General features: G+C 36.1%; 20 protein-coding genes and 1 pseudogene. 11 read left to right on the forward strand and 10 right to left on the reverse strand.

Annotated elements, in window-relative coordinates; translation table 11 throughout:
- The first annotated feature begins 36 nt into the window (after positions 1-36).
- From ACWPWS_RS21065 to ACWPWS_RS21110, 10 genes and pseudogenes are all read left to right on the forward strand, one after another.
- On the forward strand, positions 37-1,275 hold the full coding sequence (locus tag ACWPWS_RS21065) for an FtsW/RodA/SpoVE family cell cycle protein (protein ID WP_034694212.1): 1,239 nt from the start codon (positions 37-39) through the stop codon (positions 1,273-1,275).
- Position 1,276: 1 nt separating this feature from the next.
- Positions 1,277-2,374, forward strand: coding sequence for an undecaprenyldiphospho-muramoylpentapeptide beta-N-acetylglucosaminyltransferase (gene murG / locus ACWPWS_RS21070; RefSeq protein ID WP_454047800.1), 1,098 nt, complete (start codon positions 1,277-1,279; stop codon positions 2,372-2,374).
- 71 nt (positions 2,375-2,445) lie between these two features.
- Positions 2,446-3,816, forward strand: a complete 1,371-nt coding sequence (murC, locus tag ACWPWS_RS21075; RefSeq protein ID WP_454047801.1) for a UDP-N-acetylmuramate--L-alanine ligase — start codon at positions 2,446-2,448, stop codon at positions 3,814-3,816.
- 78 nt (positions 3,817-3,894) lie between these two features.
- Positions 3,895-4,860: a cell division protein FtsQ/DivIB gene (locus ACWPWS_RS21080; RefSeq protein WP_454047802.1), complete on the forward strand. Its 966-nt coding sequence runs from the start codon at positions 3,895-3,897 to the stop codon at positions 4,858-4,860.
- 79 nt (positions 4,861-4,939) lie between these two features.
- A complete protein-coding gene (ftsA, locus tag ACWPWS_RS21085; protein WP_454047803.1) occupies positions 4,940-6,325 on the forward strand; it encodes a cell division protein FtsA in 1,386 nt (461 codons plus the stop codon).
- Positions 6,326-6,446: 121 nt separating this feature from the next.
- A complete protein-coding gene (gene ftsZ, locus ACWPWS_RS21090; RefSeq protein ID WP_454047804.1) occupies positions 6,447-8,357 on the forward strand; it encodes a cell division protein FtsZ in 1,911 nt (636 codons plus the stop codon).
- A gap of 90 nt (positions 8,358-8,447) precedes the next feature.
- A complete protein-coding gene (locus tag ACWPWS_RS21095; protein ID WP_209786585.1) occupies positions 8,448-8,894 on the forward strand; it encodes a GatB/YqeY domain-containing protein in 447 nt (148 codons plus the stop codon).
- Between the two features lie 452 nt (positions 8,895-9,346).
- The gene (locus ACWPWS_RS21100) at positions 9,347-9,757 is read left to right on the forward strand and encodes a BrxA/BrxB family bacilliredoxin (RefSeq protein WP_079243608.1); all 411 of its coding nucleotides are present in this window, start codon (positions 9,347-9,349) and stop codon (positions 9,755-9,757) included.
- 104 nt (positions 9,758-9,861) lie between these two features.
- Positions 9,862-11,376 carry a GH3 auxin-responsive promoter family protein gene (locus tag ACWPWS_RS21105; RefSeq protein WP_454047805.1) on the forward strand — a complete coding sequence of 505 codons (1,515 nt, stop codon included), beginning with the start codon at positions 9,862-9,864 and terminating at the stop codon, positions 11,374-11,376.
- 113 nt (positions 11,377-11,489) lie between these two features.
- Positions 11,490-12,633 (forward strand): annotated as a pseudogene (locus ACWPWS_RS21110) (IS3 family transposase).
- 36 nt (positions 12,634-12,669) lie between these two features.
- Here ACWPWS_RS21110 and ACWPWS_RS21115 read toward each other — a convergent pair.
- From ACWPWS_RS21115 to ACWPWS_RS21160, 10 genes are all read right to left on the reverse strand, one after another.
- The gene (locus ACWPWS_RS21115; RefSeq protein ID WP_454047806.1) at positions 12,670-13,080 is read right to left on the reverse strand and encodes a hypothetical protein; all 411 of its coding nucleotides are present in this window, start codon (positions 13,078-13,080) and stop codon (positions 12,670-12,672) included.
- 31 nt (positions 13,081-13,111) lie between these two features.
- Entirely contained in the window at positions 13,112-13,474 is a 363-nt protein-coding gene (locus ACWPWS_RS21120) for a hypothetical protein (RefSeq protein WP_454047807.1), read from the reverse strand.
- A 4-nt stretch (positions 13,475-13,478) separates the two neighbouring features.
- A complete protein-coding gene (locus tag ACWPWS_RS21125) occupies positions 13,479-14,450 on the reverse strand; it encodes an endonuclease/exonuclease/phosphatase family protein (RefSeq protein WP_454047808.1) in 972 nt (323 codons plus the stop codon).
- 74 nt (positions 14,451-14,524) lie between these two features.
- Positions 14,525-15,310: an endonuclease/exonuclease/phosphatase family protein gene (locus tag ACWPWS_RS21130; protein WP_454047809.1), complete on the reverse strand. Its 786-nt coding sequence runs from the start codon at positions 15,308-15,310 to the stop codon at positions 14,525-14,527.
- A gap of 213 nt (positions 15,311-15,523) precedes the next feature.
- Complete coding sequence (locus tag ACWPWS_RS21135; protein WP_209786580.1) at positions 15,524-16,252, reverse strand: rhomboid family intramembrane serine protease; 729 nt, start codon at positions 16,250-16,252, stop codon at positions 15,524-15,526.
- Between the two features lie 6 nt (positions 16,253-16,258).
- Positions 16,259-18,055 (reverse strand): DNA mismatch repair endonuclease MutL, encoded by a 1,797-nt coding sequence (mutL, locus tag ACWPWS_RS21140; RefSeq protein ID WP_454047810.1) that lies wholly within the window; start codon positions 18,053-18,055, stop codon positions 16,259-16,261.
- A gap of 315 nt (positions 18,056-18,370) precedes the next feature.
- Positions 18,371-19,198 (reverse strand): YoaK family protein, encoded by an 828-nt coding sequence (locus tag ACWPWS_RS21145; RefSeq protein ID WP_454047811.1) that lies wholly within the window; start codon positions 19,196-19,198, stop codon positions 18,371-18,373.
- Between the two features lie 32 nt (positions 19,199-19,230).
- Positions 19,231-19,725, reverse strand: a complete 495-nt coding sequence (locus tag ACWPWS_RS21150) for a hypothetical protein (RefSeq protein ID WP_454047812.1) — start codon at positions 19,723-19,725, stop codon at positions 19,231-19,233.
- 246 nt (positions 19,726-19,971) lie between these two features.
- The gene (locus ACWPWS_RS21155; protein ID WP_105682862.1) at positions 19,972-21,387 is read right to left on the reverse strand and encodes a sensor histidine kinase; all 1,416 of its coding nucleotides are present in this window, start codon (positions 21,385-21,387) and stop codon (positions 19,972-19,974) included.
- A 3-nt stretch (positions 21,388-21,390) separates the two neighbouring features.
- On the reverse strand, positions 21,391-22,098 hold the full coding sequence (locus tag ACWPWS_RS21160; RefSeq protein ID WP_105682863.1) for a response regulator transcription factor: 708 nt from the start codon (positions 22,096-22,098) through the stop codon (positions 21,391-21,393).
- A 416-nt stretch (positions 22,099-22,514) separates the two neighbouring features.
- Between ACWPWS_RS21160 and ACWPWS_RS21165 the strand changes: the two genes are divergently transcribed.
- Positions 22,515-23,084 (forward strand): helix-turn-helix domain-containing protein, encoded by a 570-nt coding sequence (locus ACWPWS_RS21165; protein ID WP_209786576.1) that lies wholly within the window; start codon positions 22,515-22,517, stop codon positions 23,082-23,084.
- Positions 23,085-23,435 lie beyond the last annotated feature (351 nt).

The following is a 23,435-nucleotide window of genomic DNA, read 5'->3' on the forward strand; positions in this document are numbered from 1 at the left end:
CATTTTACTTTGTACATCATACATCAATACAAAATTATGGACGAACAGAACACAGAAAGCAGATTTGAATTTCTAAAGGGCGATAAAGTACTTTGGATGGTCATCCTTGTGATCTCCATTTTCTCTATTTTCCCCGTATACTCTGCAAGTTCAAATCTTGAATATATTGTCAATAACGGGACTACAACAGGTCACGTTATCAAGCATATGTTCTTTGTAGTCTTAGGTTTAGCCATTATGAGACTGGTAGGTACAATAAAATATGAATACATTGGAAAGCTCAGCAGTATTCTGCTCGGCCTTATGATTGTTTTATTGATCGTTACCATGTTTACCGGACAAACCATTGATGGAGCCAGTGCTTCCAGATGGTTAAAAATCCCGGGAACACCTATCTCTTTCCAGCCTTCATCATTTGCTTTCTTAATGTTAATCATCTATCTCTGTAGATATTTAACCAAAAAAATTACCAGAGAAAGGCTTCCTATAGAGAATATCATGTATATTTTCGGGCCTATCCTTCTTGTTTTTGTACTGGTAGCCAAAGATAACGGTTCTACGGCATTAATGATTTTAATGGTATCCGTAGTGGTACTTATCATTGGGCAGCTACACTGGAAATACATTGCAGGATTCATTTCTGCCTCATTTGTAGCCATTGTCTTATTCTTATTAATAGCGCTGAATACGAATATGATTGGCGGAAACCGTGTTCATACATGGATGAGCCGTGTAGAAACATTTACTTCCAGCAAAGCAAAATCAGCCGATGTAGATGATGAAAGTGTAAAAGCCAAAAACTATCAGGTAATGCAAGCCAAAGCAGCCATTGTACATGGCGGGATTACCGGAATGGGACCAGGAAAAAGTGCATTGAAACAAATGCTGCCACAATCTGCCTCCGACTTTATTTTTGCGGTTATCGTAGAAGAATACGGAGTGATAGGAGCCGCTTTTCTGATCAGTTTATATCTGATCATGATGATAAGGATCGTAATGATTGCCAGCAAGATGCCGGCATTTTTCGGATCGTTGCTCGTGCTCAGCCTCGGGGTAATGATCTTTATTCAGCTCTCGGTAAACATAGCCGTTGCGGTGAATCTGATCCCGGTAACTGGACAGCCGCTGCCTTTGATCAGCTATGGAGGAACCTCAATGCTGGTAACCTATTTGCAGTTAGGTATTATTTTAAATATAAGCTCAAGGATTCAGATTTATGATGAAGAAGGAATGGGCAAAAAACAAAGTATAGCAGAAATAAACGATATCGCTTAACATGGACAAAAAATTGAAAATACTATTATCAGGCGGAGGAACAGGAGGACACATCTTCCCGGCCATCGCTATTGCTGATGAAATCAAAAAAAGATTTCCTGATGCAGAATTTTTGTTCATTGGAGCCAACGGGAAAATGGAAATGGAAAAAGTTCCACAGGCAGGCTATAAAATTGAAGGAATCGATATTGCTGGAATCGATAGAGGAAATCTTTTATCCAATCTGGGACTTCCTTTCAAGATTCTGAAAAGCTTATCAAAATCCAAAAGGATTATTAAAAACTTCGCTCCCGATTTCGCAGTAGGAACAGGAGGATTTGCCAGCGGGCCAGCTCTTTATGAAGCAAGTAAAATGGGAATTCCTATTTTCATACAGGAACAAAATGCTCATGCAGGAGTAACAAATAAAATTTTAAGCAAAAAAGCGAAAGCTGTCTTCACCGCTTACCCAAAAGTAGAAGGTTTTCCGGCAGAAAAAATAAAATTTCTGGGAAATCCGATTCGTGAAAATATTATTTCAGGAATGCAGGATACCGCTCAGGCAAAAGAAAAAATGGGATTAAATAAAGACAAACTTACAATTCTTTCTGTAGGCGGTTCTTTAGGCTCCAGAACATTGAATAATGCATGGAAATCACATTTAAAAGAAATTGTAGATAAAGATTATCAGCTGATCTGGCAGACAGGAAAGCTTGATTATAAAGATATTATAAACGAAACAAAAGATATAGACACCGGAAATGTTCAGATCCTTGAATTTATCAAAGATATGGAACTGGCTTATTCTGCTGCTGATGTCATTGTTTCAAGAGCTGGAGCAATTGCCATTTCAGAGCTGGCTGTAGCACAAAAGCCGGTTCTTTTGGTTCCTTTCCCTTTTGCAGCGGAAGATCATCAAACCAAAAATGCCATGAACCTGGTGGAAAAAAATGCAGCAAGAATGGTAAAAGACTCTGAAATGCAGGAAAAATTCTGGAATACATTATCAGAAATCTGCGAAAATGAAAATGTAAGAAAAGAGATGTCTGACAATCTTAACTATTTTGCCAAGCCGAATGCCGCAAAAGAGATCGTAGACGAGATTTTTAATAAACTGTAAAAAGTAAAAGGTACAATGTAAAGAGTAAGAAAATACATTATACTTTGTACATAATACATTAAGACAAAAAAATGAATAATTTACAAACATATCAGACTTTTTACTTCGTTGGAATCGGAGGTATCGGAATGAGTGCATTAGCACGCTATTTCAATGCATCCGGAAAAAAAGTATTGGGCTACGATAAAACCAATACAAAATTAACTCAGAATCTGATGAACGAAGGTATTGATATTGTTTTTGAAGACCTTATTGATGAAAGGATAACTTCCCTTCAGAAAGAAAACACATTGGTAATCTATACCCCGGCTATCAAAACGCTTGGAATCTTAGATTATTTCAATCAAAATCAGTTTGAAGTTTTAAAGAGAGCTAAAGTCTTAGGATTAATTACAGAAAATACAGACTGCATCGCTATTGCAGGAACTCATGGGAAGACAACAACCTCTACTCTCGTGGCTCACCTGTGCAAAGAAGCAGGTCTTCCTTTCTCATGCTTTTTAGGAGGAATTTCTGAAAACTTTAAATCCAACTTCCTGTATAATGGTTCCAAGTATTCTGTAGTAGAAGCTGATGAATATGACAGAAGCTTCCTGAACCTGTCGCCAGACTGGGCAGTAGTAACTTCTACCGATGCTGACCACCTGGATATTTATGGAGATAAAAGCCATATTGAAGAAGGATTCAGACAGTTTGCAGCTTTAGTACCTCAGGACAAACAGCTTTTTGTAAGAAAAGGACTGGAAATCGGCAGAGGACATCAAACTTATGCCGTAAATGAGCCCGCAGACTACTATTCAGATAATCTCCGTATGGATCATGATAAAATCTATTTTGATTTTCATACCCCTACTGAAACGATAAAAGATTTTGTCTGGGAAATTCCAGGAATTCACAATGTGGAAAATGCCACTGTAGCACTGGCTATTCTGCATAATTTAGGCGCAGATTTTGATACGCTGAAAAAGGCAATTGCCAATTTTAAAGGAATTAAAAGAAGATACACAAAACATATTTATCAGAATGGTAAAATTTATATTGATGACTATGCCCACCACCCTACAGAAATTAATGCTGTAATGGGCTCAATCAAAACATTTTACCCTGATAAAAAACTATTGGTAGCTTTCCAGCCCCATCTTTTCAGCAGAACAAGAGATTTCGCAGATGGTTTTGCAGAAAGTTTAAGCAAGGCTGATGAACTGATCCTTCTTGATATTTACCCTGCAAGAGAACTTCAGGAGAACTTTGAAGGGGTTACCTCAAGCTGGCTGTTGGAAAAAGTGACATTAGATAAAAAAGAAGTATCCACATTATCTGATGCTTTTGAAAAAATAAAAGAAAAAGATTTTGACATCCTTCTTACCGTAGGAGCAGGAAATATAGATACCCTGTATGATCCTATCTGTGAGTGGATTAGCACAATACAAAGTACAATGTAAGATGTACAATGTAGAGTTGAAAAGAAATTAATATAAAAATACATAAGTACATTGTACTTTTTACATTGTACAGAAAATATGAAAAATAAATACAGAATATTAAAAATTGTTGTCACGGTAATCATCCTTGGATTGTTACTGAGTTTCTCATTGAAGAGATTCAGCCACCAACAGATTACAGACAATAAGATTTCTGTAAAAATGAGTGAGAAAACTCCGGTTTATTTTGTTGATGAAAAAGATATTAGGGAGATTGTAAAAAAAGAAAATCCTTCAGGAAAAGTGGGAAATCTTAATATTCCTTCTTTAGAAAAAAGAATAAATTCTCTTCCGGCGGTAGACAGTGCCAACGTCTATTTGAACCTGAATGGAAAGCTTAATCTGGATATCAAGCAAAGAGTTCCTGTTTTCAGATTAAATAAAGATGGCAGAGATTTCTATGTGGATGAAAAAGGAATTGAATTCCCAATTTCAAGAACCTACTCACATCCATGTATGCTGGTAACCGGAAATGTACAGCCCGATGAATACGAAAAGCTGGCAGAACTGGTAGAAAAGATCGATAAAGATGATTTCAGTAAAAAATATTTTATCGGAATCTCCAAAAGCAAAGAAAGCTATAGTCTTCTTACGAGCGAAGGAAACTACAGAGTAGAGATCGGAGACCTTGATAATATTGATTTTAAAGTAAAAGGATTTAAAACTTTCGTTGAAAAATATCTGGTGTATCAGGACCCTCAAAAATACAGTATGGTTTCCGTGAAATATCAGAATCAGATTGTCACGACTTTAAACCCTTATTTTAAAGAAAATGACAGTATTTTAAAAGCAGGGAAAATGGAACTTGCAAAAGTACCTTCTCCTGCAGCTAAAAAGGCGGAATCTAAGCCCAAGACAGCAGAAGTAAAAAAAGCAAATTCCACTCCGGCCAAACCGAAAGAAGATACAAAGACGAAAACACATACAAAAGAAACGAAAAAAGCAGAGAAAAAGCCCCCCGTCAAGGCGCAGTCCAAGCCTAAGGCAAAAGTAAAAATAGAATAAGTCCTTCAGGGCATTTAATACACAAATAGGATATTATCCTTTCAAAGAAAAAAGTAGAAAAAATCAAATCGATATAAAAATGGAAAATCAAGAGTATTCAGTAGGTCTGGACATCGGGACAACGAAGATAGTCGCGATTGTCGGAAGAAGGAATGCACACGGGAAAATAGAAGTTCTCGGTGTAGGAAAAGCTAAAAGTCTTGGTGTTCATAAAGGTATTGTGAATAATATTTCACAAACTATTAATTCAATCAAGGCTGCAGTATCCGAAGCACAATCCAGTGCCGGTGTTCCTATCCGCAAAGTTACGGTAGGTATTGCAGGAAAACACATTCGTTCTCTGCAGCACTCCGATTATATTATGCGTGAACATCCTGATAAATTTATTACAGACGACGACATCGAAGCATTAAAAGATCAGGTGAAAAAGCTGGTTATGCTTCCCGGAGAAGAAATTATCCACGTACTTCCTCAAGAATATAAAGTGGATTCCGAGGGTGAAATTCAGGAGCCCGTTGGAATGCATGGAAAGCGTTTAGAAGCAAACTTCCACGTTGTAGTAGGCCAAATGGGCAGCATCAGAAACATTGCAAGATGTGTTCGTGAAGCCGGATTAGAAATGGAAGCCCTTACTTTAGAGCCATTAGCATCTTCAGAAGCTGTTCTTACAAAAGAAGAAAAAGAAGCTGGTGTCGCTATTGTTGACATTGGTGGTGGTACTACCGATATTGCCATCTTTAAAGATAACATCATCCGTCATACCTGTGTGATTCCATACGGAGGCGGAATTATTACCGAAGATATCAAAGAAGGCTGTTCCATCATAGAGAAACATGCAGAACAACTTAAAGTAAAATTTGGTTCGGCTGTTCCCGAATTAGAAAAAGATAGTACTTTTGTAACCATACCGGGGCTTCACGGCAGACCGGACAAAGAAATTTCTTTAAAAACGTTAGCACAGATCATCAATGCAAGAGTAGAAGAAGTTTTAGAAATGGTCAATACAGAACTGAAAGCTTATGGTGCTTTTGAACAAAAGAAAAAACTTATTGCAGGAATCGTTCTTACGGGTGGAGGTTCAAACTTAAAACATCTTCGTCAGCTGGCCAATTATACCACTGGTTTTGACAGCAGAATCGGTTTTGCGAATGAATATATCGCCAACGATAAAAATCAGTACCTGAAAGGCCCTGAATTTGCTACCTCTATCGGGTTACTGATGGAGAGTTTGAAAATCAGAGACAAAAAACACAATGCTGATGAAATGATAGAAATTGTTGCTGAACAACCAAAGCAGGAAACTGTAACAGCACAGCCTGAAACCGTACAACCCGTACAGCAGGCAGCGCCAGTTCAGGATCAGCAGTTTTTCGAAAATGAAAGGCAAGAGAACAGAAAAGCGAAATTAACCTTCGGGCAGTCGCTTATGGAAAAAGTAAAAAAATTCTTTGAAGAAGTAGAATAAATATAAATGATAAAAGATTAATGATCAATGATACCTGAAATAGATTAATATTTATTAAATTAAAGACGAATATCATTCATCAATTATCATCTATCGCTTATCAATTATTAAAAGTATAGTTATGGAAAATATAGGTACACAAGGATTTTCATTTGATTTGCCAAAAGGAAATTCATCCATCATAAAAGTAATCGGTGTAGGGGGCGGCGGAAACAACGCTCTAAAGCACATGTACGAGAAAGGAATTCACGGAGTTGATTTCGTGATTTGTAATACAGATGCTCAGACTCTTGATAATAACCCGGTTGCTAATAAAGTTCAGTTAGGAACCACAATCACAGAAGGTCTTGGAGCAGGTGCAGACCCTGAGGTTGGTGAAAAATCTGCAATCGAAAGTATTGAAGATATTAAAGCAGCTATGGGACAAAACACCAAAATGGTGTTTATCACTGCCGGAATGGGCGGTGGTACCGGTACCGGAGCAGCTCCTGTTATTGCTAAAGTAGCAAAAGACATGGGAATTCTTACTGTAGGTATTGTTACCGTTCCTTTCAGTTTTGAAGGTAAAAGAAGACTTGATCAGGCTGAAAATGGTCTTGATAAACTAAAAAATAATGTTGATTCATTAATTGTGATCAACAACGATAAACTAAGACAGCAGTTCGGAAACCTCGGATTCAAGCAAGGATTCTCAAAAGCCGATGAAGTTTTAGCTAATGCTGCGAAAGGGATGGCAGAAGTTATTACAGGTTACTTTGATGTAAACATTGACTTTAGAGATGCTAAATCTGTGCTTCAGAACTCTGGTACAGCGTTGATGTCCACAGGAACTGCTTCAGGTGAAAATAAAGCAGAAGAAGCCGTAAGAAAGGCACTTGATTCCCCATTATTGAATGATAATAAGATTACAGGTGCTAAGAACGTTCTGTTATTGATCAGAAGTGGTGCTGAAGAAGTTACTATGGACGAGATCGGTATCATCATGGACCACATTCAGAAAGAAGCTGGAAACACTGCGGATATTATTTTCGGGGTGGGTGCTGATGAAGAATTAGGAGATGCAGTAAGCGTTCTTGTTATCGCAACGGGATTCTCTAACGATAATAAAAAGTTTGCAGGGCCTACAGAGAAAATTAGAATCAGCCTTAACGACAGTTTTGAAGCTCCCAAAAATTCTCCTTTCAAAACAAGAGAGGAAAGAGAGGTAGCTCCTGAAACAACACATGATTTTGGAGGTAAAAACCTTTTCAGACTTGATGATGACCATGATACTTCTTTCAATGTGACATCTACCGAAAAAAAAATGATTATTGAAGAAGAGCAGCCAAGAACTGAAATAAAATTCTTTGATAAAGAGGAAGATGCTATAAATACACCTGAACAAAACTGGAGAAATGAAGAAGAAGGAGAAGAGGAATACAGCTTGCTCTCTATTGATGAGGAGAATGAAGATCCTAACGATCTTGAGATCCAGTCTTTCTCATTTGATTTTGAAAATAAAAAAGATGAGCCGCAATCCGGAACTCAATTCAACAACTCGTTTTCTAATGAAAAACCTGTTGAATTCAGCTTCTTTGTAAACGAGCCTACCAGAAATGAACCGAATACAGATTTTGGACAGCCAAAAGCAGAATTTAATACACCTACCAATGCTGCCGTAGCTGAACCAGCTCAAAAGATTGAAACATTCTACCAGAAACAGGAAGAACCAAAAGCGGAAACAAGATCAGCTTTTCAAAACAAAACAGAAATTGAAACTCCAAAAACTGAAGAATCAGAATTCACTTTCGTGAATAAAACGATTGATCAGGACAGAGTCATTGAAAGAAGAAATAAATTAAAAGAATTCAACTCACGCTACCAAAATTTTGACAGTACCAGTGAATTCGAATCTATTCCTGCTTTTAAAAGAAAAAATATTTCTATCGACGGAAACAATGCATCAGACCAGAATATCAACACTTATTTGTCTGATAACAATGGGTCTATGCAGATCAGAGAGAACAGATTTTTAAATAAAGACGTTGATTAAATGCTATAAGTAGTATGCAGTAAGCCATAGGCCATTCCAGCCCAATCAAAAAGCTTACTGCTTATTGCCTAAAGCCCCAAATATATAAACATGAGCTTAGAAAATATAATAACCGAAGCTATAAAAACAGCAATGAGAGCTAAAGACAAAGTGGCTTTGGATTCTCTACGCGCTGTAAAATCTCAGATATTACTGATTAAAACTGAAGCCGTTGGAGCCGAAGTAAGCGCAGAACAGGAAATTGCTATTCTTCAGAGAATGGTAAAACAGCGTAAGGATTCTTACGAACAGTTTACTGCACAGGGAAGAAATGATCTTGCAGAAGTAGAAGACGCTCAGATGAAAATTATTGAGCAGTTTTTACCCAAACAGCTTTCTGCTGAAGAATTAGAAACAGAAATTAAAAATATTATTTCTGAAGCCGGTGCTGAATCTATTAAAGATTTAGGGAAGGTAATGGGAGTTGCATCAAAAACATTAGCCGGAAAATCTGACGGAAAAAGTATTTCCGAGATGGCTAAAAAGCTCCTTTCTTAATGTGATCCGTGTTTAAGCTTAGAGTAATTTCAAAGCCTGAAAACACGCCTCACCCATAACTATAGGATATACAACCTTTGCATATCGATTTGATTAAAGAAGCCCGGAACTCTTCAGTTCCGGGCTTCATTTCTTTGGATATTAAAGTTTGTTAATCAGTTTGATTCTAAACTGAAAAAAGAATTAAGCTACTACCATATTTCAGAGAGTATTTAAGTGATTGATTGCTTGAGGGAAAGCCTTAAATGTTTTTTTCATGGTCGTTTGTTTTTCAGAATCATTTCAAATTTAATAATAATATTTTATTATTCCTAATTTTAATTCACATTTTTTAGAATATTATTACAATATTAATACTTGGTTAATTTTATATGACTAATCAATTGATAGTTTTTATATATTGAACAAACGCAAAGAATTGCTTAACTTTGTAGAGATAAAAAACAAAATATATGTATCCAACAGATTTAGTAATGCCTATGAAGGCAGAGCTTACAGATAAAGGTTTTCAGGATTTAACAACTCCCACTCAGGTAGAAGATGCTTTAAAGCAATCCGGAACTACCCTATTGGTAATCAACTCCGTATGTGGTTGTGCTGCAGGCGCTGCAAGACCAGGAGTAGTATACTCTTTAACAGGAGACAAAAAACCAGATCATTTAACAACTGTATTTGCAGGATTTGATACTGAGGCTGTGGTAGAAGCAAGAAAACACCTTGCTCCATTCCCTCCAAGTTCTCCATGTGTAGCACTTTTCAAAGATGGTGAATTGGTTCACATGCTGGAAAGACACCACATCGAAGGAAACCCGGCAGGTGCTATTGCTGCAAACCTTCAGGCTGCATACGATGAGTATTGTTAATAACAACAAACTAGATATCAAACCGTTACAAAATTTGTAACGGTTTTTTTATTTAATCACGTAAAAAATTTTCTGAAAATTCAAATATCATTATATTTGTTGAAATGGCAACCAAAGCACTTTTCAATACCGTAGTCAACTGGTTCATCCGTCAAAGGATTGATCAGATACAGAATTTCATGGATCATCCCATTGAAACCCAGAAAGGTATACTCTTTTCTCAATTGTTTCATGCGGAGGATACAGAATATGGCAAACTATACGGATTCAATTCTATATCAAGTTATCAGGATTTTAAAAACAAAGTTCCTATTGTCACGTATGAAGAAATGGAACCTTTTATTGAAAAAGCAAGACAGGGATATAAAGATGTAAGCTGGCCCGGTCTCATTAAACATTTTGCCAAATCATCGGGAACCACCAATGCGAAAAGCAAATTTATTCCCATCTCTGCAGAAAGCCTTGAATACTGCCACATGAAAGCAGGAAAGGATATGGTTTCCATCTATGCCAACAACCATCCTGAAAACCAGCTTTTTAATTATAAAAACTTACGTTTAGGAGGAAGCTCTGAACTTTATGCTGATTTTAATACAAAATTTGGCGATTTATCAGCTATTTTGATTGACAATCTTCCATTTTGGGTAGAAATTACCACCACACCGAGTAAGAAAGTTTCTTTGATGGGTGAATGGGAAAGTAAGCTGAAAGCAATCACTTCCGAAGTAAAGAATGAAGATGTAGGAAGTATCCTTGGAGTACCCAGCTGGATGATGGTTCTTTTACAAAGAGTATTAAAAGAAACCAATGTAGAAAGTATTTCTGAGCTGTGGCCTAATTTAGAGGTGTTTTTTCACGGCGGAATAAGCTTTAAACCCTATCGGGAACAATTCAGGCAGATCATCGGAAAAAACATCAATTACTACGAAATTTATAATGCTTCCGAAGGGTTCTTCGGTATTCAGGACAGACCGGACAGTGATGAGATGCTTCTGATGCTGGATTATGGGATATTTTATGAGTTTATCCCAATGGATCAGTTCCATTTTTCAAATCCTAAGGTTGTAAGCCTGGAAGATGTGGAAGTAGGAAAAAATTATGCAATGGTCATCACCACCAACGGAGGACTATGGAGATACCTGATTGGAGACACTGTTGTTTTTACTTCAGTTAATCCTTTCAGAATAAAAATAACGGGAAGAACCAAACATTATATCAATGCTTTTGGGGAGGAACTGATGATTACCAACGTAGAATCAGCCCTTTCAAAGGCTTGTGAAGCAACGGGTGCCCAAATCACGGATTTTACAGGAGCTCCTGTATTTATGAACGGAAATGAAGGAGGTGCTCATGAATGGATTTTTGAATTCAGCCAGCATCCGGATGATCTGGACAGCTTTATTGATGCTTTTGACAAGCATTTAAAGACCATCAATTCAGACTATGAAGCAAAGAGATACAACAATATAACGCTTAAAAGACCTATCGTACATATCGCTAAAAGTAATCTGTTTTATCATTGGCTGGAAGCTAAAGGAAAACTTGGCGGACAAAATAAAGTGCCCAGATTAAGCAATGACAGAGAATACATTGATCCATTGCTGGAAATGAATAGATAGAAAATATAGACCTCTTCTGGTTAAAGAATAAAAAAGCCGCAATTCTCAGAGAATTACGGCTTTTATTTTATTGTCCCGTCCTGAAATAAGTTGACACTTAATCAACTTATATTATGAAAGATCAAGAATTAAAAGATGAAAAACGTACTCAAAGAGATTACAGTATAGGCTTTAAATTACGAGTTGTTTCTCAGGTAGAAAACGGCGATTACACTTATAAACAAGCCCAAAAAGAGTATGGTATGAAACTCCGGCTCAAAAAATTAAGCGTTTTGAAAAAGAATTAGCTGATGAAAAACTAAAAACTAAGGTTCTTAATACCATGATTGATATATCAGATAAGCAGTGTGGCACCCAAATCAGAAAAAAGTTTTCCTCCCAACAATCTTCAGACTCCACAGAGAAGGAATAAGCATATCCAGGCTGTGCAGATTGTTTGGGATAAGCCGTCAGGCAGTTTATCAAAATAAGCAGAGGAGCTTAACCCGTGAAAAAGAATTACTAAAAATAAAGATACTCGTACAAAAAGTACGAATGGAAATGCCTAGACTTGGAACCAGAAAGCTTTATTACCTACTTAAAGGAAGGTTCAAAAATGAAGGAATCAAAATAGGCAGAGATGCTTTATTTGCTTATCTAGAAAGAGAGAATATGCTTGTGCGTGCTCAAAAAAAGTATGTTAAGACAACTTTTTCAAAACATTGGCTTAGAAAACATCCTAATTTATTGAAAGAATTAAAGATCAGAAAAGCAGAACAGGTTTTTGTAAGCGATATAACTTATATTAAAACAAGAGATACCTGCTATTTGTCTTTAGTAACAGATGCTTACAGCAGAAAAATCATGGGATATTCATTAAGTTCAAATATGAATACTGAGAATGTAGCCAAAGCCTTAAAGATGGCAGTGAAAAATAGAGTTTCAAATACTCCTTTGATTCATCATTCAGATAGAGGATTGCAATACTGCTCGGGCTATTACCAGAAAATGCTTAATAAAAACAGAATAAAACCATCTATGACTGATGGTTATGATTGTTATCAAAATGCATTGGCCGAGAGAATTAATGGAATATTAAAACAGGAATTCCTGTTTTGTAAAACAAAGAATATACAAGACTTAGGATCATTGGTAAAAGAAAGTATTGATATCTACAATACAAAAAGACCACATCTGAGTCTTAATATGCAAACGCCAGATAAAGTGCATAAAAAATCCGAAGAAAATAAATACTTCTCCGGATTAAATATTGTCTAATTTTATGTCAACCTATTTTAGGACGACTCATATATTTTATTTACTTAAGTCTTCTTTCACTTTCTTGGCAGCTTCCTCTACTTTTGAAGCTCCTGCTTTAGCCGCTTCCTTAGCATCTTTCCCTACTTTATTCGCTTCAGTTTTAATATCCTGTCCTGCTTTGTGAAGATCCTGTTTTGTTTTATCAGCTGTTGCATCAATTTTATCTTTTGCTTTCTGAGCAGCATCGTCAATTTTGTTACCCGCTTCATCTACTTTTGCTTTCACATCTTCTTTTGCATTGTTGATCTTTGCTGTATCAACGGTGTTTGGCGTCTCTGAAACAGTAGTTGAGGTAGTGGTAACAGATCCGTCAGGGTTTTCTACCTGTTCTGTTTTTGTTGTTGATTTTGTGCATGCTACAGTGAATACTGAGATTGCTACTGCAGCCAAGATTTGTTTTTTCATATTGTATATTGTTTAATGATGTTTGTAGTGTTTATTGTGCCTTCGTGTCCTGAGCAGAAGGTGTTTCTAAAGCTTTTTGTTTCTTTTCTGCTTCAACCTTCTTTTTTTCCTCTTCCTGTTTTGCTTTGTTTTCTTTTTCCAGCCCTGCTTTTAGCTTATTTTCTTCTTCCTGAAGCTTTTTAGCCTGTTTTACAGAATCAATATACTGAGGAGAAGACATTCTTATTTTTCGGGCGATATCCACTGAAACAGCTCCTGTAGAAAAGGAATCAATAGCCGTGGTATCATACCGAACTTTCACTTCCTGTTCAGCTCCGAAACCTGGAGATTCTTTCTTGGAACAGGCAGTAAAAAGGATAATAAAAATAAAAATCGCAGACAGTAAATTTTTCATGGAACTAATTTAATCGAAATTCTGCAATTACAGGATAGTGATCCGATAATTTCACAGATTGATCTACTTTATAGCTTAGCGGAATGATTGATTTCGAAGTAAAGATATAGTCAATTCTCAAAGGAACTTTATAATCATGAAAACTGCTGGCACTTCCCTTTCCGGCGACTAAAAATGCATCCTGAAGATCCTTTCCAAGATTATAATATTCATATGAATTGGGAACGGAATTAAAATCTCCGGCCAAAATCACAGGGTAAGGTGATAAATCAACCATTTTTCTGATTCTTTTTACCTGATCTTCATGAGCCTGGAATGTGGGAGTCATATGGGAAAGCAATGTAGAAATGTTTCCAAAACCTAATCCATCAAGTTTCGTAAACATAGATTTATTAAGCCTGAAAGGTTCAAGATAAATATTAATAATTCTGATTACTTTTCCATTGATGTCTATATCAGCATAAAATGAATTTCCACGTGCTTTTTCATCAATAAGTTCTGCCTGTCTTACAATTTTATGTTTAGTTTTAAGAATAACTGACGGATATTTTATAAGATCCCGTTTTATAACACGATTTGTATCTTTTTCCTGTACAAGAATAATATCCGCATCCTGTGCCGTGATATAATCTTTTACTTTATCCCAGCCATATTCTCCGTATTTCACATTAAAAGTCAGTACCTTAATATCCCGTATTGTTTTTAAATTTTCAGTTTTAGGAGAAAAATTAACCCATCGTCTGATTGGGTTGTAGAAAATAAGTGTACCTAAGGCAAAAGCAATCGCAATTTTTTCTTTTTTGAAGATCCATACCAGCGTAAGAATCACATGTGCCAGAATCAGATAAGGAAAACCAAGAGACAGAAGATTCAGGTTGCCTAAAATATTGGGTGGAATCCATGCATTCCCCAATGTGCATAACAGCAAAACAGCAACAACGATATGTATAAATAGTAATATCTGGTTCGACTTCATGAAAAAAACGGTCTTGGTACGGTTTTCTTTCAACAAAAATCCTACCAAGCAGACAATTTTAACTCTTTTTATGATTATTTGCCCTCCGTAGAAAACTTAACTGTGACAGGATAATGATCTGAAATACTTACAGAACGGTCAACTTGATAAGATATTGCCTTTAATGATTTTGAAGAAAACACATAGTCTATCCTGATCGGAAATTTATAGTCGTGAAAACTGGTTGCACTTCCTTTCCCCGCAGTTAAAAATGCATCTTCAAGTCCTTCTGATAAATGGTAATATTCATAAGAATTAGGTACAGAATTGAAGTCTCCGGCAAGAATAACAGGATAAGGTGAATTTTTAATTACTTCACGAATCAAATCAACCTGTTCCTGATGTTTTTTAAAGGTGGGAATCAGCCTTTTAACAACGTCTTTTATTTTTTTTTCGTTGGTATCTGTATTTGTGTTAAGCTTCACCATATCTTTTTCGAAGCGGAAAGGATGAAGATACACATCAATAAACCGATATATCCTTCCATGAATTTCTATATCAACCTGTAAACCGGGAACCTTGATGCTTTTATCCTGTGGTTCTATAACCTTTTGACTGATAATTTTATGTTTGGTCAGAACAGTTGTTCCGAAAGGTGGATTAGCTTTCTGATATCCATCAAAATTATATACGATCCCCGCATCCTCCTGTAAAAGAAGAACATCTGCATCAAGAGAATTCAGATAAGGCCCAATAGCATCACTTCCTCTTCCCCCAGCATTGGTATTGAAAGAAACTACTTTTATTTCAGAATTCCCTTTTTTATCAGAATAATTCACCCATCGTTTTACAGGATTTATAAATGCCAACCCAGCAAACATAAACACAAAAGCCCGCTTTTTCCAGCTGAATACCCAGAAGATAGTTAGCACAATATATAAAATGACTAAAATCGGGAATCCAAGCGACAGTAAATTAAACCACGGAAAAATCTTTGGGGGAACATAGGCATTTAATAATGTACCTAGCAGCAAAAATAAAATTCCAAGATGTAGAATGAATAATATGAGTCGGAAAATTTTCACAAAATTATTTTAATTGAATCGGTACAAATGTTTCTTCCAAATTCTTGCCAACAGCCAACCCACCAACGCTCCTCCTACGTGAGCCAAGTGGGCAATACCGCCTCCGTTTCCTGATAATCCAAGATATATTGAAATTACCACAATAATGGGTAACAAATACTTTACTTTAATCGGAACCGGAATAAACATGATTCCGATTTTAGAATCCGGATATAATGTTGCAAATGCCGCTACTACTCCGAAAATAGCTCCAGAGGCACCCACCATTGGTGTGGCCACAATACCTTTTAAACTTTCAAGTAACTCTTTTTGTTTAAGAACGGAAGTTGTATTTCCTGCAAATTCAACACTTGCACCAGATAAATAGGCATTGACATTAAATCCTAGCTGCTCCAATTCGCGGGAAAGCTGCTGAACTTCTACAAAGTTCCATAAATTAAAAAGGAAAAATGCTCCCAAGCCACTTGCAAAGTATAAAATCAAATACTTTTTGTCACCTAAAGTCTGTTCCAGAATAGGACCAAAACTAAAGAGTGTCATCATATTAAATAAAATATGCATAATACTTCCATGCATAAACATATGGGTAATAACCTGCCATGAATGGAAAAAGGGAGAGAACGGATAAAAGCCGGCGAGATAACCAATAATCTGGTTTCCCATAAAGTAAGTAACAATAAATACTATAACATTGATTATAATAATATTCCTTGTAATTGGCGGTATATTGTCAAACATAATTTTTTAAAATTTGTTTTTAAAGTCGTTAAACGGAACTTCATAAAAACATCTTTTGCCGTCCGGTAAAAATTCCGGGAAGCCTAATGCTGTAAAGTCTTTGATAAGCTGTTCCGCATCTTTTTTATAAATAAAGTCAAATCTTGACTTTGACTGCATTTTGTTCCATTGGTTATGGTAATACTGCATGAATTCTTCTTCTGTCTTGTATTCCAGGATTTCAAAAAGGTTTTCCAGAAACTTCATAGCCTGGGTTTCTTTCAGACCTTCGGGAAGTGAATCTATTCGAAGTACACTTTCATGAGCAATTTTCATGTCAAACCCTAATTCCGGAAGATATTTTTTGATCGAATTGTATTTTGTCTTCTCGATTTCATTCATGTGGTACTCCAGAGAGAAAAGAAGAGCATGGCTGTTTGTATTTGATTTTCTGGTAGATTTATTTCCCTCAGAAACCAAAAGCCTGTGCATTCTTCCCAAATCCAGCATTAAAGTAACATCTCCTTTATTGAAAAGCCAGTAACCATTGGGAAGTCTCATAAGGTCTTCGTCAAAATCTTCATCTTCAAACAAGTTGATCTTCGAAGGCTCTGCCGTTATGTTCTGATGATACATTTCTGTAAGGTTCTGAATTTCTTCAGGATGCACTACATTTTTTTCTTCAAGGAAAGGATTATAGTCTTTATCTACAATAATTTCAGGCATTTTGATAATGCCTCCACTTGTTCCGCCACCATTTCCTTTACTTGGAATAGGCTTATTCATCATTTCATCCAGTTCCGGATCTCTGTCAAAATCAAGGCTTGGAGACACGTTATAAATTCCTAAAGATCTTTTAATCGTTGAACGCAGTAAAGCAAAAATAAGGTGCTCATCTTCAAATTTTACTTCTGTTTTCTGCGGATGGATATTGACGTCTATTTTCTCCGGATCAAGCTCCAGGAAAAGGAAAAACGAAGGTACATATCCAGGTTGAAGCAATCCTTCAAAAGCTTCCTGTACGGCTTTATTGAAGTACGGACTTCTGAAATATCTGCCGTTTACAAAAAGAAACTGCTCTCCTCTTGCTTTCTTAGCGCCTTCGGGTTTAGCAACAAAACCGTGAAGCTTACACCAGATAATATCTTCTTTAATGGGTATCAACAGCGGCTGAAGCTTTCTTCCGAAAACATCTACAATACGCTGCATCTGGCTTCCTTTTCTCAGTCTGAAAACAGCTTCATCATCATGAAACAGAGAAAATTCCAGATTCTCATGAGCTAATGCAACCCGCTGAAACTCATCAATAACATGTCTGAATTCAACATTATTATTTTTCAAAAACTTCCTTCTTGCAGGAACGTTATAAAAAAGATTTTTTACTAAAAAGTTTGATCCGTCTGCTGTCTGAATCGGGTCCTGAAATTGGAAAACCCCACCTTCAATGTAAATATTGGTTCCGATGGAAGTATCTTTCTGTTTTGTTCTGAGTTCCACCTGAGAAACCGCAGCAATGGAAGCCAAAGCTTCTCCTCGGAATCCTTTTGTGGCAATCCTAAAGATATCTTCTGTTCCTTTGATTTTGGAGGTAGCGTGTCTTTCAAAGGCCATCCGTGCATCTGTTTCAGACATTCCTTTTCCGTCGTCTACCACCTGAATAAGGTTTTTCCCGGCATCTCTGATGATCAATTCAATCTTCGTTGCATCTGCATCTATAGCATTTTCCAAAAGTTCTTTCACGATGGATGCAGGCCTCTGCACCACCTCTCCTGCTGCAATTTGGTTGGCTACATGATCCGGTAAAAGCTGAATAATATCTGACATAAAAACGTAAATCAACTTACAAAAATAGTCAATGGAAACGGGAATTAAAATACTAAAATCGTGATTTAATATTTAATTATCAACATTTTTGCCTATTTATCCCCAACTGATTTTTTTAATGTTTGTAATGAAGGGCGTTAGCAAGTTGATCCGTCTCATCCGGAAACTTTCATTTCACCGACCATGGAAAGAGGGCAAAAAACAATAAAAATGCCAATAATGAAGTTAATTTTTCAGAAAAACGCCCCTATTCCATCATAAAATAAGGGCGTTTACAGCTAGTTTATACAAAAAAATAATAGTGTGTTTTACATTTTAATCCTCAAAGACAAGTTTTCTTTTCTTCTCTCTTTTAGGAATTCCATGGATTTTCTCATAGAGATAAGCAAAAATATTGGGCTTTCTGTAGATCCTGTTGTATCTGTACTTCGTATTGAAGTGACGAATATGAATTTTATAAGCATCATACCCAATGACAATCAACAGACATATACTGATTACATAGAAGACTCTGAATTCAAGATAGTAGTAAGTTAACCCTGAAAATACTGCTCCCATCACATAGGCAAGCATAATACTCATCAGAAGCTTTGCTCTGCCAATCAGCTCTCCGTTTCTTCTGTACTTTTTCTGTGTAAACATAGACACCAGGATTCCTAAGTCGGTGGTTGTTCCGGTAAGGTGGGTTGTTTTCACGGAGAAGTTGGAGATACTTGCCGTTAATCCGTTTTGCAATCCGGTAGCGAAAAGCATCAATGCTACTAAATATTCTGTTTCTTCTAATGTTTTCTGATAATAAAACTGCCCGTATATTCCTACAAAAAGAAGACATAAAATTTCCAGCGCAATAGGCATAGAATGGGCAAAATATTTACTTTTCTTATTAAAATTGATAACAATAAAGTTGGACAGAAAGCTTCCGAAGAAGAACAAAAAGATCCATCCTCCTACTACTCCTACCTGCGTCCAGTTTCCTTTACTGATTTCTGCCGCCAAAATAGCGTAGTGGCCCGTTACGTTTGATGTAAAAGAGAGAAATATCAATAGGGAAGCAATATTTATAGTACCTGCCGTAAAGGCAGTCAGCGTCCCCAACCTGATATTGTCTCCCAGTGTCCTGCTGTTACTATAATTTCTTAACATTTTTTATCTTTTTAAATAGTGTTTAATTCTTTTTAGACCTCAACAAAGATCTCCGCCAGTCTTCCTCTTTCCGGAAGCCTTTCTCTTACCTCAACTGTAATTTCGTGAGATTGAAGTTCTTTGCATTTTTTGATATAAGGAATCAGATCGAATTTGCCTTTTCCTTTGCTTTTAATACTTGGAGAATAATAAGCTTCCTCAATATTTTCTGCCTTTACATACTGGTTAAATGTTCTTTGGAAACTTCCTGTAAAGACATCACAGATGATTTTGTTAACCAGGTGAGGATATTTATTACTGATAATTCCGAAGGCATCACAGAATTCCGAAGGCCTGATTTTATTGAAAATAGATGTTTTGGTACTGAACAAAAGATCTCTGATAGAATCTCCGGAATCATACCCGGAAGTCAGAAGGATATTATATTGGTTCTGATCTTCCGATGCATCTTTCTCTTTAAGTACTTTTTTCAATATGTTCAATGACTCAAGAGAGTAATCTGTTGCAATTAAAATTGTTTTAGCCATGTTCTTTATTATTTTGTATCGTGTTTATCTTTTTTGATGATACAAAACTAGAACGACCATATTAGAAGGTCTTTGGAATAGAATTAAAATGTGATTAAAGAGATTAAAATGAGATTAGAAAATTGTTAAGGGGAGTTAATATAACGAAAAATCAAAATCGAAAAAGAGCGAACACACCTACACAACACCCTGATTATCAAAACAAACAAGGTGAAAACAGTTTAATAAAGTTCAGGATAAAGATATTTATTTGTTGATCTCCTCTCCTTTCTGCATCATACTATAGAAATTTGGAAAACGCATCTGTACAGTGGTTCCCTGATTCTCATGGGAGCTTACAATCAGTTCACCGTGATGCATTCTTACGATATTTCTGGCCAATGGAAGCCCGATTCCGTAGCCTTCGTAATTATTGGTATTGGAAGCTCTGAAGAACGGATCGTAGATTTTATTCATTTCTACCTCCGGAATTCCGATTCCATTATCTTTTACAATAATATAAACGTCTGTATTGGTAGCTCCTAATGAAACTTTAACCTGCTGGAAATTAGAATATTTACATCCATTACTGATGATATTAGCCACTGCAAGATGCAATAGCTGTTCATTCCCCTGTACTTTTAATTTTTTCGGATTATCGGGAAGCATGCTGATATCCAGATAAATATTATTTCTGGAATCGATCCTTCTGAGGGTTTCAATGACATCCCAAAGCAGCTGGTCAATTCTCACCTTATCCATCTTCTGGATCTTTCCGTCAAATCCGGTTTGGGCAATCATTAAGAGTGCTTTAATCTTTTTATCCAGCTTTTCAGCTTCATCCAGAATAATCCCCAGAGTTTCTTTATATTCGTCTGCGGTTCTGCTGATGGAAAGCGCTACATCCGCTTCTCCCATAATGGAAGTTAAAGGAGTTCTCAATTCGTGGGAAACATTTCCGATCAGGTGATTCTGGGTTTCGAAAGACGTTTCAATACGGTTGAGCATATCATTGAAAGTATCTACCAACTCATTCAACTCCTTATTATCAGGCTGTGCTTCCAATCTTAAGTGAAGGTTTTCTGAACTGATCTCCTTTACTTTTCCGGTAATTTTTAATATTGGCCTGAATAACGTTTTTGAAAGATAAAACGAAAAGATCATACTAAAGAACAGTGATAATACGATACAGGTAAGCAGTGTTCTTTTTAAAAAACCCAGATAGTAAACAACATAGTGGTTTTTGGCAGAAGCTATCGCAATATAATCTTTATCATCATATCTGAAACTCTGCCCAATGTAATAGAATTCCTGATCATTATAATTGGATTCCCCTTCTTTGATGATATTTTTAAAGAAGTAAGCTGGAATATGGACTTCCTGGGATATTTTTTTGAAATTGGAGTCTGTAGGAACTGCAAAAACATAGTCTTTTTCCATCGGAAGCTCTTCATCATTCAGGCTGCTGAGAACATAGTTTTCCGGAAGGTCAAGATGGTCTTTGCTCTTTTCAATCTGAACAATAGTAGCTGTTCTGATCTTCAGCAGTTCATAAAACCTCTGATGTGAAAAATTAACGATTGAAAAGTATACCAAACCACTGAACAGCAAAATGATGGCGGTAAAAACCAACATTAAAAGCACCATCGTTTTGGTTTGATTTGTAATCACTTTATTAAACATTCATTATGTTTTTTTCAACACATACCCCATTCCAATCACGGTATGAATCAATTTATTATCATCCTGGCTATCCAGTTTTTTTCTTAAATAGTTTACATATACATCTACTACATTGGTTCCCAACTCATAGTTTACTCCCCACACTGCGTCCAGAATTTCTGCTCTGGAAATTACTTTTTCCGGATTATTCAGGAAATACAGCAGGAGTTTATATTCTGTGGAAGTAAGGGAAATGTCTTCTCCCGAACGGGTTACCTTCTTTGTATAATCATTCACCATCAGATCAGAAAACTGAAATACATGTTCATTATCCGGTTCTGGTTCAGTAACTTCCTGCGGACCGTTGTTGTTGCTTCTTCTTAGCAAAGATTTCACACGGGCAACCAGTTCAATAAATTTAAAAGGCTTCACCAGATAATCATCTCCACCACTTTCCAGTCCGAGAACAATATTTTCAGAAGTTCCCAAAGCGGTCAGAAATAAAATCGGAACACTCTGATTGGTTTTTCTTATCTCTTTACACACATCCAAACCATTCATTTCCGGAAGCATGATATCTAAAATAACAAGATCGAAATCGTTAGCCTGTACCAGCTGTACTCCTGTGCGTCCGTCAAAAGCCACAGAAATTTCATATCCATTTTCCTGAAGTCCTTTTTTAATAAAGGATACCACACTGGTTTCGTCTTCGATAAGAATAATTTTTTTCATAAATGAAATAAGGAGTTTTACAAAAATAGGGAATTTTTCCTGGGATGGGCAAACCTGGAACAGAGAAAGGAAAGGAGGCTAGAAGATGGGAGTCTATTACGACCTTTTTATGATTCGGTTCAGATGGATTAGATTTAACGCAAAATCCGCAAGGCATTTTCAACATAAAATTATAAAATGATCGCAAGGGCGTTTCACTATGCAATGATCGCATTCTTAGCTGAACGAAGTGCCCTCGCGATCGAAAATAAAACAGTATAATAAACTTACTAGCTTTGCGTTTTTCATTTTTCCACTTTTATACCACTTTACCTTTTTATGAATTCCTCTTTTTACCATACAACCTATATAGAATAATATTACCTTTGTTTTTAATAGAATGATGAATAAATAATTCAGGTTAAATTACACACAGTATGAATGACTTTTTAATAGGTATCGGCAAGAGATTAAAGGATATTAGAAAAAAGAATAATTTAACCATTAATGATCTGGCTTTCAAAGCAAATGTGAGCAACGGTCTTGTTTCCAGAATTGAAAACGGAAGAACAATTCCTTCCCTTCCGGTTTTATTGGATCTGATACAGTCTCTTGAGATTGATGCCAGTTATTTTTTTGAGGGTGTTGAGAAAAAATCCAATGCCAAATTCATCTACGTTCCGAAAGAGAGCCAGCAGGTTATAGAAAAAGAGGTAGAAGCTGAAGGATTCAAGTATATGCATATTTTTAGCAAGAGTCTTCATTCTTTGGGTTTTGAAGCAGTATTGTTAACGCTCGAACCCAATTCTAAAAGAGAAAAGGTAATTACGGATGCCTGGGAATTCAAATACATTCTGAAAGGAGAAGTGAAATATGTGATTGATAATGAAGAAATTATCTTAAAAGAGGGAGATTCTTTATATTTCAATGGAAAATTTCCTCACGTTCCGGTAAGCATCAGCAATGAAAGCTGTGTGATGCTTGTTCTTTACTTTTATACTGCATAATTATATTTTTTTTCTAACGCAAAGTTTTTTATTATTTTGCTTTTGTCATTCTGACGAAGGAAGAATGTCTTATTTGCATTCAATAACTTGAGATTCTTCATTACATTTCATTTCATTCAGAATGACAATTGTAGTGTAAATTCACTACACCTATAATAATCACGCTTCATCAGCGACAATGTCGCAAACTTTGCACACTTATAATTTAGCGTTATAAATATTAGACTTTGCGCTTAAATCATATTCCAATTTTTATATCATTCTTCAAATTTTGATATTCCGGCACACACAAAAGTTTACAAATATGCAACTTTTGTTTTTTCATTTTCTTTCTAAATGAACGAAATATGA

This window comes from Chryseobacterium sp. Marseille-Q8038, assembly GCF_965111995.1.

Bases quoted from the DNA above. Each gene is read 5' to 3' on its own strand.
- ACWPWS_RS21065 (WP_034694212.1), top strand. From the start codon at position 37: ATGGACGAACAGAACACAGAAAGCAGATTTGAATTTCTAAAGGGCGAT.
- murG (WP_454047800.1), top strand. From the start codon at position 1,277: ATGGACAAAAAATTGAAAATACTATTATCAGGCGGAGGAACAGGAGGA.
- murC (WP_454047801.1), top strand. From the start codon at position 2,446: ATGAATAATTTACAAACATATCAGACTTTTTACTTCGTTGGAATCGGA.
- ACWPWS_RS21080 (WP_454047802.1), top strand. From the start codon at position 3,895: ATGAAAAATAAATACAGAATATTAAAAATTGTTGTCACGGTAATCATC.
- ftsA (WP_454047803.1), top strand. From the start codon at position 4,940: ATGGAAAATCAAGAGTATTCAGTAGGTCTGGACATCGGGACAACGAAG.
- ftsZ (WP_454047804.1), top strand. From the start codon at position 6,447: ATGGAAAATATAGGTACACAAGGATTTTCATTTGATTTGCCAAAAGGA.
- ACWPWS_RS21095 (WP_209786585.1), top strand. From the start codon at position 8,448: ATGAGCTTAGAAAATATAATAACCGAAGCTATAAAAACAGCAATGAGA.
- ACWPWS_RS21100 (WP_079243608.1), top strand. From the start codon at position 9,347: ATGTATCCAACAGATTTAGTAATGCCTATGAAGGCAGAGCTTACAGAT.
- ACWPWS_RS21105 (WP_454047805.1), top strand. From the start codon at position 9,862: ATGGCAACCAAAGCACTTTTCAATACCGTAGTCAACTGGTTCATCCGT.
- ACWPWS_RS21115 (WP_454047806.1), bottom strand. From the start codon at position 13,080: ATGAAAAAACAAATCTTGGCTGCAGTAGCAATCTCAGTATTCACTGTA.
- ACWPWS_RS21120 (WP_454047807.1), bottom strand. From the start codon at position 13,474: ATGAAAAATTTACTGTCTGCGATTTTTATTTTTATTATCCTTTTTACT.
- ACWPWS_RS21125 (WP_454047808.1), bottom strand. From the start codon at position 14,450: ATGAAGTCGAACCAGATATTACTATTTATACATATCGTTGTTGCTGTT.
- ACWPWS_RS21130 (WP_454047809.1), bottom strand. From the start codon at position 15,310: ATGTTTGCTGGGTTGGCATTTATAAATCCTGTAAAACGATGGGTGAAT.
- ACWPWS_RS21135 (WP_209786580.1), bottom strand. From the start codon at position 16,252: ATGTTTGACAATATACCGCCAATTACAAGGAATATTATTATAATCAAT.
- mutL (WP_454047810.1), bottom strand. From the start codon at position 18,055: ATGTCAGATATTATTCAGCTTTTACCGGATCATGTAGCCAACCAAATT.
- ACWPWS_RS21145 (WP_454047811.1), bottom strand. From the start codon at position 19,198: ATGTTAAGAAATTATAGTAACAGCAGGACACTGGGAGACAATATCAGG.
- ACWPWS_RS21150 (WP_454047812.1), bottom strand. From the start codon at position 19,725: ATGGCTAAAACAATTTTAATTGCAACAGATTACTCTCTTGAGTCATTG.
- ACWPWS_RS21155 (WP_105682862.1), bottom strand. From the start codon at position 21,387: ATGTTTAATAAAGTGATTACAAATCAAACCAAAACGATGGTGCTTTTA.
- ACWPWS_RS21160 (WP_105682863.1), bottom strand. From the start codon at position 22,098: ATGAAAAAAATTATTCTTATCGAAGACGAAACCAGTGTGGTATCCTTT.
- ACWPWS_RS21165 (WP_209786576.1), top strand. From the start codon at position 22,515: ATGAATGACTTTTTAATAGGTATCGGCAAGAGATTAAAGGATATTAGA.